Below are 11,570 nucleotides of genomic sequence, written 5' to 3' on the forward strand. Positions count from 1 at the left end.
AAACATAACAAAAATCTAGGAGGTTATTATGATGACTCAAACAATTGTAAAATCATTAAAGAACTATGTTGGCGGAAAATGGATTGAGGCAAAGTCGGAGAAAACAGAAAGTGTTTATAATCCTGCGACAGGAGAAATAATTGCCCATGTGCCTATTTCTTCAAAAGAAGATTTAGATCATGCGGTAGAAGTTGCTAGTGAAGCTTTTCAAAGTTGGAAGGAAGTTCCGGTTCCAAAACGTGCTCGTATTCTATTTAAATATCAACAACTACTGGTTGAACACTGGGATGAATTAGCAGAATTACTAACAATCGAAAACGGTAAGAGTCTAAAAGAAGCGCAAGGAGAGGTATTGCGTGGCATAGAATGTGTCGAGTATGCATCAGGGGCACCGTCATTAATGATGGGTAGTCAATTGCCTTCAATCGCAACAGGTCTTGAGTCTGGTGTCTACCGCTACCCTATCGGTGTTATAGGTGGAATCACACCATTCAATTTTCCAATGATGGTGCCATGTTGGATGTTCCCGATGGCAATTGTTACAGGTAACACATTCATTTTAAAACCATCTGAGCGTACACCATTACTTGCAAATCGTTTAGCTGAATTGCTACAAGAAGCAGGATTGCCTGAAGGTGTATTCAATATAGTCCACGGGGCACATGATGTGGTAAATGGATTATTAGAGCACAAAGAAATAGCTGCTATTTCATTTGTAGGTTCACAACCTGTTGCCGAATATGTATACAAAAAAGGTACCGAAAACCTTAAACGAGTCCAGGCACTTGCAGGGGCTAAAAATCATTCTGTCGTACTAAACGATGCTAACTTAGAAAATGCGGCCGACCAAATAATTAGTGCTGCATTTGGATCTGCAGGCGAGCGTTGTATGGCATGTTCTGTTGTAGCTGTAGAAGATTCAATTGCCGATGAATTTACTGAAATGCTTGTTCAAAAAGCCAATGAAGTAAAGATTGGTAATGGCTTGGATGAGGGAGTATTCTTAGGTCCAGTTATTCGCGATAATCATAAAGAACGTACGTTACAATATATTGAAGATGGTGAAAAAGGAGGAGCAAAACTTATTCGGGATGGTCGTAAAGATGAAAGTGTCAAGAAAGAAGGCTATTTCGTCGGACCAACTATATTTGATCATGTAACAAGTGAAATGAAAATTTGGGAAGATGAAATTTTCGCCCCTGTTCTATCTATTAGCAGAGTGAAAGACTTAGAAGATGCAGTTGAGCTAACAAACAAATCACGTTTTGCAAATGGTGCATGTATTTTTACAAAAGATGGTGGGAGTGTTCGTACTTTCCGAGAGACGATAGATGCAGGTATGCTTGGTGTAAACATTGGTGTACCAGCTCCAATGGCATTTTTTCCATTCTCTGGATGGAAAGATTCCTTTTATGGTGATTTACATGCGAATGGTAAAGATGGTGTTGAGTTCTATACACGAAAGAAAGTCGTTACTACTCGCTGGGTGTAATTGTAGAACGTTTATAACGGATTGAATCATACGTACCGAGGAACTATCTTACATTACCAAAAAAAGTGATTAAGATTGCAAATCTGGCATTTCTTGTTATAATAGAGTATAGAAACAGGTTAATTTTAAAAAGACTAGGGAAATACTAATACGTCGGTAGAATTAGACATTCTCTATCAAAGTGGTCGATTTAAAAAAGGCGTTACAGTTTGGTCACTGTGGCGTCTTTTTTTGTGCTTTAAGAAAGTCTAGCCCTTTATCGTTATAAAGTATAAAATTGTTCTATAATGTTAATTCTATTCATAATTATTATTAGATGGTGCCGGCATCCCTACCTTCTGGTAATGGGGCTTTTTTGGGTCAATAAGTGCTTGGTAGCTTGGTCAAGGCTACCAACCGGCAATCACATCTAATAATTACTGTTTCTTTCTAGGTTACTTTAGAAACAGGGAAGAGAGGACTTCGTAAAGCGTTTTAAGAATTGCAGTTATTGCTGCTAATTCTAATGCGTTAAACCCGAATAGTTCTCTCTTTTTTTTATCTTTTAATTTCTCTTTTCTTTGTTGGTCATACGTCGGTTTTTTGTTGCAATCAGACATTGTCTATCACCCCCTTTTAAAGAAGGAGGGAAGGCACATTTATAGTATACAGTTCTAGTGTTCCAAAAAACAATATACTAGACCCTGTAATTTTAAAAGCGTTTGTATAGGGTGATGAGAGTAATGGTAGAAAACGAGTATAAATATATTTTAGTAGAGTAGTTCCAATTTATCACAGTTTGACGGGCAATAACCCCCCACTGAATGAGGCCACTGAAAACGTGTTGGATCCACATATTTTGTACTATATTAACTTTTTCAGCAGTCTCCACCGAATGAAGTTTCACTTTATCATGCCAGTTTGTAAGTAATAATTTATATATGAATGTCTAATAGGATGCGCACGCATTCAGTTTGCGATATATTTAGAATATTATTTATACTATAAAAGGAAGGAGAAAATGCATAAATTATAATAACCAGAAATAGTTTTATAGAAAGGCGAAAGTTATAAATAAAGTAGGACAAGCTGCTCAAAAAGCAAAGTTATTAAATGATTATAAGGGGTGAGAAAATGAAACGGGATAGTAAAAAAGTAGATCCGAGGTATAAAATTGCCAATCGAGAAGCGCTGATAGGGTTAGGACTGGTAATAGTTAATTTTATTTGGTGGTTTAGCTTCGCCTATGGGATGGGGAGCAAACCTGTTGATGAGTACAGTTATATATTTGGGTTTCCGGCCTGGTTTTTTTATAGCTGCATAGTCGGTACGGTAATTATGACAATTTTGGTTATTGTTGTCGTTAAATTTTGGTTTGTTGAAGTCGATCTTGGCGACGAGGAGGGAGACAAAGAATGAATTGGGCGGTAATTACACCTTTAATTATATTTTTAGTTGTCATATTTTTTATTGGTTTTTGGGCAAGCAAATATGTAAATACGTCGAGTAATTTTTTACAGGAATATTTCCTTGGTAGTCGTGAGTTAGGTGGCTTTGTTTTAGCTATGACGATGACTGCAACGTATGGAAGTGCTGGTAGTTTTATCGGTGGTCCAGGTATCGCATACACAGAAGGACTTGGTTGGGTCTTACTTGCCATGTCGCAAGTAGCTACAGGATATTTTGTATTAATGATTTTGGGAAAGAAATTTGCCATTATGTCCAGAAAATATAACTCTATAACAATGGTAGACTTTCTAAAAGAACGCTATAAAAGTAAATGGGTAGTGATTATTTCAGCAGTAAGTATTATTATCTTTTTATTTTCTGCAATGGCTGCTCAATGGGTTGGTGGTGCAAGATTACTTGAATCATTAACAGGCCTAAACTATACTACAGCACTATTTATATTTGCTGTATCGGTATTAGTATATGTAGTAATTGGTGGCTTTCGAGCAGTTGCTGTAACCGATGCAGTGCAAGGGGTTGTAATGGTTATAGGAACATTAGTGTTGTTAATTGCCACGGTTATCGCTGGTGGTGGGATCTCCAACATTATGGCAGATTTAACTGCTGAAAATCCAAATTTTATAACACCGTTTGGTGCGGATGCATCACTGACTCCAGCATATGTATCTTCGTTTTGGATCCTGGTAGGTGTTGGGGTAGTTGCTTTACCGCAAATTGCAGTCAGAGCTATGTCGTACAAAAATTCCAAGTCGTTGCACCGTGCAATCATTATCGGGACTGTTGTAGTTGGTTTCATAATGTTAGGTATGCATCTGATTGGAGTATTTGCGAGACCGATTTTACCTGGGATTGAGGTTGGCGATAAAGTAATGCCATTAATAGCATTAGAGGTGCTGCCTGCATGGTTGGCAGGGATCGTATTATCTGCACCACTAGCAGCAATTATGTCAACAGTAGACTCGTTATTGATACTTGTTAGTTCGACAATCATAAAGGATGTCTATTTAAATTATATTGAGCCGAAAGCATCATCCGATAAGATTAAAAAATTAAGTGTTTCGATAACAGCTGTATTAGGGAGCATCGTATTCTTAATGGCATTAAATCCACCTGATTTGTTAATATGGTTGAATTTATTTGCCTTTGGTGGGTTAGAGGCAGCGTTTATTTGGCCTATTGTAATGGGGCTTTACTGGGATAAGGCAAATAAATACGGAGCACTGACATCAATGGTTCTTGGTATAAGCACATACATTTTATTTGATACGTATTATCCACAACCCTTAGGAATGCATTCTGTTGTCCTACCAATAGTAATATCATTTTTTGCTTTTGTAATTGTGAGTATTATGACACATAAAAAATTGATGAATAACAGTACAGATCAAGTTCAAAGGAGCGTGAAAGCATGAATAAAACAGAACTAATTACTAGAAAAATACAAGATAAAGAAGATGTAATTTCCTTAACGCAAGCATTAGTCCGAATTCCGAGTGTTTATCGGCCCGGTGATCCAAATGGTAACGAGGAGAGAGCGGCTTACTTTGTCGCTGATTATTTAAAAAAATTAGGTATTGAAGTGCATGTTAATGTGGTTGAACCAGGGAGACCAAATGTAATTGGAATTGTTGACTCGGGAAAGCCTGGTAAAACATTACTATTCGAAGGTCATACCGATGTGGTTACAGAGGGGAATCACGATGCATGGGAACACGATCCCTTTGGGGCAGAAATAATAGATGGAAGAATGTATGGAAGAGGAACGAATGATACAAAAGGCAATTTGGCATGTATGATCACAGCCGTTCATTCACTTTTAAGAAATAAAGAACAATGGTCTGGAAAAATTATTCTTTGTATTCCATGTGATGAAGAAGGGTTTATGACTGGAATCAAACATTTTATAAAGGAAGGTTGGGCAGATGATGTAGATGGAGCCATTATCTGTGAACCAGAGGAAAACCAAGTATGTGTCGCTCAAAGGGGTGCGATGAGAATCATCATAAATGTATATGGAAAAATGGCTCACGGAGCTATTTCGTGGAGTGGCGTTAATCCTAACTGGCGGATGGCAAAAATCATTGTAGCTCTAGAAGAACTTGAGAAAAAAGAACAGGAACGACTGGGAAAACATCCGTTATTAGGGTGGCCAAGTATATCCCCGACAATATTACAAGCACCTTTTAAAGGAGATGCACAAATTAACGTTATTCCGGATCATTGCATGACAACATTAGATATAAGAACCGTTCCAGGGCAAGATCATAAAGAATTAGTTAAACGTATAGAAAACATTTTCGAAAAGCTTGCTGAGAACGATTCAGACTTTAAGGCGGATTATGAAATTATAGAGGATCGTCCAGCAACAAGCACAGATAAAAAAGATCCAGTTGTTGAAGCGGTAGCACGTGCAGTTAAAAAGGTAACAACTAAGGAAGCGGTTTATAATGGTGTCCCTGGAGCAACGGATGGAACATTTTTACATCTTGCTGGTATTCCGATAGTTACAATCGGAGCTGGTGACCGAGATATCCCGCATCAGATTAATGAATACGTAGATGTGGACGAACTAGCTGAGGCGACTGAAATCTACAGGGAAGCTGCATTAATCTTCTTGAACAAAGGTGTATCTTAATGCGTACCATTCACCTTGCTGCCTTGCCAGGAGATGGTATAGGCAAAGAAGTAATGGTTGAAGCATTGGAGCTATTAAGCTTGATTGAAAAGTACGATCATACGATAAACGTTGAAATTGAAGCGTTTAATTGGAACTCGGAGTTTTATTTAAAACATAACAAAATGATGCCTGACAATGGATTGGAAACACTATCGGCGTATGATGCCATTCTTTTTGGGGCAATTGGAGACAAGCGGGTCCCCGACTATATCTCCATATGGGAATTTATTATGCCAATTCGTAAGCAGTTTAAGCAGTACATTAATTTCCGACCAATTAAACAGTTGAAAGGAATTAACAGTCCATTATGTAATTCGCGAGATATTGATTTTACTATTATCCGCGAAAATGCAGAGGGCGAGTATTCAAATATTGGTGGCTCCCTGTTCGATAAAACGAATGATGAACTAGCTGTTCAAAATAGCGTTATGACACGAAAAGGAATTAAAGATGTTACTACTTTTGCCTTTGAATACGCAACTGATAAAGGTTTATCTAAAGTAACGAGTGCAACAAAATCCAACGCAATCATTCATTCTATGCGATTATGGGATAAAATTGTGCAAGAAGTTGCAGATGAATACAAAGATATTAAGTTAAATTCTTTTTATATTGATGCTCTAGCTGCATTGTTTGTTCAAAAACCAGATACTTTTGAAGTGATTGTCGCTTCCAATTTATTTGGAGATATTTTATCAGATTTAGGTTCCGCACTGGTTGGTGGACTAGGAATTTCTCCATCGGCCAACATTAATCCAACTGGGGAATACCCATCAATGTTTGAACCAGTACATGGCTCTGCGCCTGACATCGTAGGAAAAGGTATGGCCAACCCAATTGCACAATTTTGGTCAACGGCGTTAATGCTCGAACACTTTGGGCGTGCAGATATAAGTAAACAAATTTTACATGCAATTGAAAGCTCTATAGTGGCGGGAAAAACAACGCCTGATTTAGGGGGAACTTTAACAACGAAGGAAGTAAGTAATGAAGTTTTCACTAGAATGTTTTAACGAGGGGGGATTTGAATTGCGTTTACAAAATAAAACGATTATTGTAACTGGTGCTAATGGGGGTATGGGGTTAGAAACTGTTAAAACCTTACTTCAAGAAGGAGCTAATATTATTGCATGTGACATCAATACAAATCAGTTAGTCATGTTGGAAAATAGTAAGCTCACTATCTATGATGGTAACTTACTCGATGAAACCCATGTCCAAAACATATTTAGCAAAACCACAGAACAATACCCGAAAATTGATGGGCTTGTTAACACAGCAGGAATTGCACAGCGGGCTACTCCTATAGACGATGTTAGTCTAGATGAATGGAATAAAACGATGGAGATAAATATGACAATGTTATTTTTAACATGCAGAGAAGCCGCAAAGTATATGAAAAAACAACAAAGTGGCTCTATCGTTACGATTGCCTCGATATCTGCTGTAAGGCCTCGCCCAGGATTGCAAACGTATGTTGCTTCTAAGGGTGGCGCAGAAAGTTTTTCAAGGGCATTGGCGATTGAACTTGCGGAGAATAATGTTCGCGTTAATACCATACACCCAGGCCCGTGCGATACAAATATGCTTCAGCAATTTACAGCAAAAGAAGCGGATAGTGAAGTCACTAAAGAAGAAGTTTTCCGTAAAAGTGTGCCACTTGGCAAGTTACTTACACCCAGTGACATTGCACAATCTATTCTATTTTTGTTAACGGAAGAGGCTAGTATGATTACTGGTGCTGCACTTAACGTAGACGGAGGTAGGGGAATATAAAGTGAAACTTCATTCAGTGGGGTTTTTCTTCTCCCCACTGAATGTTAGTTGAACCAATCGGGCTTGAACGGAGGCCGCTGAAAAAGTTAGATATAGTACAAAATAGGAGGATCTACCATCGCATCTTTGAATATACTTCGCGCACCTTAGGGCGAGTGTCGAGTCCCCTCGGACTGCCGTCCTGTGGGGTCTCGCCGATCTCTTACTTCCCGCAGGATAAGGAATGCTCCCCTGAAAAGGCATCGCACGAAGAAAAAGTGCTTTTCTTTTTCGAGGAGTATCCGTATATTCAAGATGCTAAGTTAAGGTGAAAAGTTAAATTTTAAAAATCCACCACTTTTTCAGTGGCCTCGGACAGGAACCTTGTCCCCGCTTTTTAGTTGTAGTTTAGTGACTTGCTACTCTATCTACTGGAAAGATTGTTGGATTAATTATGGCTGTTCTTGCACTAAAAATAAGGTAGGGAACAGCTATAATGCTGTTCGCTACTATTTTTTTGGCCGATGTAATCTTACAACAGTCCACCTACAACCTCAACTATTTATTCAGTTACATTTTCAAAAAGGTATTGACGTCATTAGAATTTTCAAATAAGATTAAGTCAGGTCATCTGATGACTGGTCGTGTGTTTACAAGTTAAGATGAAAACGCTTCATTTTTATCAAAGGGATTGTGGAAGGAGGGAGTTAAAAAAGCTTATGTTATTATTTGTAGCATTGTGCGCTATCATTGCACCATTCATATTTTTGGTACTATTACGAATGACGGCGTTAAAAGGAATGTTCTTTAGTGCTATTATTGTCATCGTGTTAGCATTTTTGATTTGGGGAATGCCAGGAACTATTGTAATAGCATCTATTTTCCAAGGTACACATAAGGCGTTAACAATTCTATTAATTTTGTTCGGAGCGATTGTCCTTTTGAATACACTAAAACACACTGGGGCAGTTGATCGTATCAACCAAGGATTTCAAAATATCTCTGGTGATATGCGTGTCCAGGTTGTGATTGTTGCGTTTTTATTCGGTTCTCTAATTGAGGGGGCCGCTGGTTTTGGGACGCCGGCTGCCGTGACCGGACCACTGATGGTTGCCTTGGGATTCAATCCAATGGCAGCTGCTGTCTTGGCTTTAGTAGCTGATAGTTCAGCCGTTTCTTATGGAGCAGTCGGGACTCCAATTCAGGTGGGTTTATCTAATGTTCCAGGAGCGAATCTAGCACTCTTTCAGGAAGTAGGGGTACATATAGCAACGATCGATTTGATTGCAGGTACGTTTATTCCGTTTGTTCTCGTTGTTATCCTGACACTTTTTTTCGGAAAAAGAAAGGGAATAAAAGATGCCTTCACATTGTTGCCATGGACATTGGTAGTTGGAATTACATATACCGCATCCGCACTTCTTTATGCTGTATTATTCGGGCACGAGTTTGTAGCAATCTTGGGATCGCTCACAGGTTTAGTAGTTGCAGCGTGGACTGCAAAAAAGGGATGGCTCATGCCGAAAACGGAGTGGAATGACGCTTTACAAGAAGGCTTTGAATTAGAAACAAAAAAGTCGAATATGGGGCTGATGACAGCATGGTCTCCATACGTTGTAGTAGTCGGGTTGCTACTTATTACCCGGATCATTCCAGAAGTGAAAGAATTCACTCTCACTGCAATCGATTTCACGTGGAGCAACATTCTTGGGGTGGAAGGAATTACATCGAAATGGGAAATTTTATATTCGCCAGGTACGATATTAATTCTAGCTGCTGTTTTAGCAGTTATTATACAGCGTAAATCAATTTCCAATTTTACGAAGGCGTCGAAAGAATCATTGCTTTCCATAAAAAACGCTGGTTTGGCGTTACTATCTACGCTAGCCTTAGTACAAGTCTTCACGAACTCTGGTATGAATGCCAATGATTTCATTAGTATGCCGCAGTATATAGCGCAGGCGCTTGCGGGTACGTTCGGCTCCATGTGGGTTTTCGTCGCACCGTTCTTAGGTGAACTTGGTGCATTCATAACGGGAAGCGCTACCGTATCGACCCTGACGTTTTCACCGATTCAATATAGTATTGCTAATCAGACAGGGATAAATACGAACATCGTTTTGGCTCTGCAAGTTATCGGGGGTGCTGCAGGGAATATGATTTGTGTTCATAACGTTGTAGCTGCGTCCGCTGTTGTTGGGTTATCTGGAGAAGAAGGATCGATTATTCGTAAAATGATAATACCGGCTCTGTTATATGGATTATTAGCAGGTGTTGGAGGATTCATATTACTGTCTTTCATGTAGAAGGTGGTTTATCACAGTTCACTCTTTGAAATTCCGTCTGTTTCCATTAAACTAGTGAATAGAAACAACGAGTAGGGGGAGGAAATTTGTGGGATATAAACCGATTAAGGCTAGAAAAATATATGAAGAAGTAACAGATTCACTTTTAGAGATGTTACGAACTGGTCATTTTAAACCAGGAGATAAATTGGATTCTGTCGAGCAATTGGCAAAAAACTTTAGTGTTGGGCGTTCGGCAATTAGAGAGGCGTTAAGTGGTTTGCGCGCAATGGGATTGGTGGAAATGCGCCAAGGAGAAGGAACATTTATTACACTTTTTGACGCATCTAAGTTTTCGCTTCCAATAGCCACTGCTTTGCTAATGAAACGAGAAGACATCAAAGAACTGTCTGAAGTACGAAAAATACTAGAGGTAGGCGCGGCAGGCTCGGCTTGTAAGAACCATCAGGCTGAAGACTTAATACCAATTGAAAGAGCATTGCAAGCCATGCATGATGCTAATGGGGAAGGCGAAATTGGTGAGAAGGCAGATTTGGATTTTCATTTAGCAATTGCCAATGCTACACATAACCAGATGTTAATAAACTTAATGAGCAGTGTATCGGATATCATGGTTGAATCGATGCGAGAAACGCGAAGACTGCTATTGTATTCGGAAAAAAGGATGGCCACGTTATATAGGGAGCATCAACTGATTTTTGAAGCGATAAAATCAGGAGATTCTGAGAAGGCTCAAAAATATATGTTTGATCATCTGATTAAGGTAGAGAATATATTATCCGAATACCTGGACTACGAGAGCAAGAAGGAACTTTAATAAAGTACAGTTTTTTTAAAATTAGACATGTGATGACCTGTTGTTTAAAGAGTTATCGGAAGCAATTTGGGACAAGGAACCTGTCCGAGGCCGCTGAAAAAGTGGTGGATTTTAAAAATTTAACTTTTCACTTTAACTTAGCATCCTCGAATATACGGAGACTCCTGCGGGAAGTAAGAGATCGGCGAGACCCCGCAGGACGGCAGTCCGAGGAGGCTCGCCACTCGCCCGCGGAAAGCGTAGTATATTCGAGGATGCGTCGGTAGATCCACCTATTTTGTACTATACTTAACTTTTTCAGTGACCTTAACCTGTCCCTATGTCCCGCATAATAAAGGAGTGAATGGATCATGAAAGTATCTTTATTTATCACTTGTCTCGGGGAAATGTTTTATCAGGACGTCGCAAAAGATGTGGTTGAAGTTCTAGAGAGACTTGGCTGTGAAATTGATTTGCCACAAGGACAGATATGTTGTGGCCAGCCCGCATACAATAGTGGTTATAGAAAAGATGCGCAAAAAGCGGCAAAACAGATGATTACAAGTTTTGAAGACGCTACGTATATTGTTACCCCTTCAGGTTCTTGTGCAGCAATGTTTAAAGAGTATCCTGATCTGTTTAAAGAGGACAAAGAATGGCAGGAAAGAGCCCAAGCTGTTGCAGATCATACATACGAGTTCACCCAGTTCATTGTCAATGTTTTGGGTGTGGAGGATGTAGGAGCTATTTATCCTGCGCGAGCTACCTACCATACCTCGTGTCATATGATTCGATTATTGCAAGAGACAGAAGCGCCATTTAAACTATTAAAAAATGTAAAAGGTCTTGAATTACTCCCACTTGAAAATAGCTATGATTGTTGTGGTTTCGGGGGAACGTTTGCAGTGAAAATGGTACCGATTTCAGAACAAATGGTGGATGAAAAAATCAGGCATGTTGAGGAATCCACAGCTGAAGTGTTGATTGCAGCTGATGGTGGATGTCTCATGAATATAAAAGGACGAATTGATCGCAAGGAAAAACCAATTGAAGTGAAGCATATCGCTCAAATATTAAATTCGCGAGCTTAAGGGA

Annotated in this window: 10 protein-coding genes; 9 read left to right on the forward strand and 1 reads right to left on the reverse strand. The window is 39.2% G+C overall.

The window, feature by feature from the left end; genetic code table 11:
- Nucleotides 1-31 precede the first annotated feature (31 nt).
- Complete coding sequence (locus CFK40_RS05265) at nucleotides 32-1,492, forward strand: CoA-acylating methylmalonate-semialdehyde dehydrogenase (protein WP_089531225.1); 1,461 nt, start codon at nucleotides 32-34, stop codon at nucleotides 1,490-1,492.
- Between the two features lie 434 nt (nucleotides 1,493-1,926).
- Here CFK40_RS05265 and CFK40_RS20935 read toward each other — a convergent pair whose 3' ends face one another.
- A complete protein-coding gene (locus CFK40_RS20935) occupies nucleotides 1,927-2,091 on the reverse strand; it encodes a hypothetical protein (RefSeq protein WP_161493837.1) in 165 nt (54 codons plus the stop codon).
- 514 nt (nucleotides 2,092-2,605) lie between these two features.
- On the opposite strand from CFK40_RS20935, the gene CFK40_RS05270 reads away from it, so the two are divergent.
- The 8 genes from CFK40_RS05270 to CFK40_RS05305 all read left to right on the forward strand — a co-directional run bounded on the left by CFK40_RS05270 (nucleotide 2,606) and on the right by CFK40_RS05305 (nucleotide 11,566).
- On the forward strand, nucleotides 2,606-2,890 hold the full coding sequence (locus tag CFK40_RS05270) for a YhdT family protein (RefSeq protein ID WP_089531227.1): 285 nt from the start codon (nucleotides 2,606-2,608) through the stop codon (nucleotides 2,888-2,890).
- Nucleotides 2,887-4,353, forward strand: a complete 1,467-nt coding sequence (panF, locus tag CFK40_RS05275) for a sodium/pantothenate symporter (RefSeq protein ID WP_089531229.1) — start codon at nucleotides 2,887-2,889, stop codon at nucleotides 4,351-4,353. The genes CFK40_RS05270 and panF overlap by 4 nt, the downstream gene beginning before the upstream one ends.
- Nucleotides 4,350-5,576: a M20 family metallopeptidase gene (locus tag CFK40_RS05280; RefSeq protein WP_089531231.1), complete on the forward strand. Its 1,227-nt coding sequence runs from the start codon at nucleotides 4,350-4,352 to the stop codon at nucleotides 5,574-5,576. Before panF ends, CFK40_RS05280 begins: the two co-directional genes overlap by 4 nt.
- On the forward strand, nucleotides 5,576-6,631 hold the full coding sequence (locus tag CFK40_RS05285; protein ID WP_089531232.1) for a tartrate dehydrogenase: 1,056 nt from the start codon (nucleotides 5,576-5,578) through the stop codon (nucleotides 6,629-6,631). Before CFK40_RS05280 ends, CFK40_RS05285 begins: the two co-directional genes overlap by 1 nt.
- A 16-nt stretch (nucleotides 6,632-6,647) precedes the next feature.
- A complete protein-coding gene (locus CFK40_RS05290; protein WP_089534298.1) occupies nucleotides 6,648-7,394 on the forward strand; it encodes an SDR family NAD(P)-dependent oxidoreductase in 747 nt (248 codons plus the stop codon).
- A gap of 698 nt (nucleotides 7,395-8,092) precedes the next feature.
- A complete protein-coding gene (locus CFK40_RS05295; RefSeq protein ID WP_089531234.1) occupies nucleotides 8,093-9,679 on the forward strand; it encodes an L-lactate permease in 1,587 nt (528 codons plus the stop codon).
- A gap of 88 nt (nucleotides 9,680-9,767) precedes the next feature.
- Nucleotides 9,768-10,496, forward strand: a complete 729-nt coding sequence (locus CFK40_RS05300) for a FadR/GntR family transcriptional regulator (protein ID WP_089531236.1) — start codon at nucleotides 9,768-9,770, stop codon at nucleotides 10,494-10,496.
- Nucleotides 10,497-10,846: 350 nt separating this feature from the next.
- On the forward strand, nucleotides 10,847-11,566 hold the full coding sequence (locus CFK40_RS05305; RefSeq protein ID WP_089531237.1) for a (Fe-S)-binding protein: 720 nt from the start codon (nucleotides 10,847-10,849) through the stop codon (nucleotides 11,564-11,566).
- Nucleotides 11,567-11,570 lie beyond the last annotated feature (4 nt).

The sequence above is a fragment of the Virgibacillus necropolis genome (assembly GCF_002224365.1).
GTDB classification, from domain to species: Bacteria; Bacillota; Bacilli; order Bacillales; family Amphibacillaceae; genus Virgibacillus_F; species Virgibacillus_F necropolis.

Excerpts from the sequence above, each read along its gene's own strand:
- CFK40_RS05265 (WP_089531225.1), top strand. The coding sequence starts at position 32 with ATGACTCAAACAATTGTAAAATCATTAAAGAACTATGTTGGCGGAAAA.
- CFK40_RS20935 (WP_161493837.1), bottom strand. The coding sequence starts at position 2,091 with ATGTCTGATTGCAACAAAAAACCGACGTATGACCAACAAAGAAAAGAG.
- CFK40_RS05270 (WP_089531227.1), top strand. The coding sequence starts at position 2,606 with ATGAAACGGGATAGTAAAAAAGTAGATCCGAGGTATAAAATTGCCAAT.
- panF (WP_089531229.1), top strand. The coding sequence starts at position 2,887 with ATGAATTGGGCGGTAATTACACCTTTAATTATATTTTTAGTTGTCATA.
- CFK40_RS05280 (WP_089531231.1), top strand. The coding sequence starts at position 4,350 with ATGAATAAAACAGAACTAATTACTAGAAAAATACAAGATAAAGAAGAT.
- CFK40_RS05285 (WP_089531232.1), top strand. The coding sequence starts at position 5,576 with ATGCGTACCATTCACCTTGCTGCCTTGCCAGGAGATGGTATAGGCAAA.
- CFK40_RS05295 (WP_089531234.1), top strand. The coding sequence starts at position 8,093 with ATGTTATTATTTGTAGCATTGTGCGCTATCATTGCACCATTCATATTT.
- CFK40_RS05305 (WP_089531237.1), top strand. The coding sequence starts at position 10,847 with ATGAAAGTATCTTTATTTATCACTTGTCTCGGGGAAATGTTTTATCAG.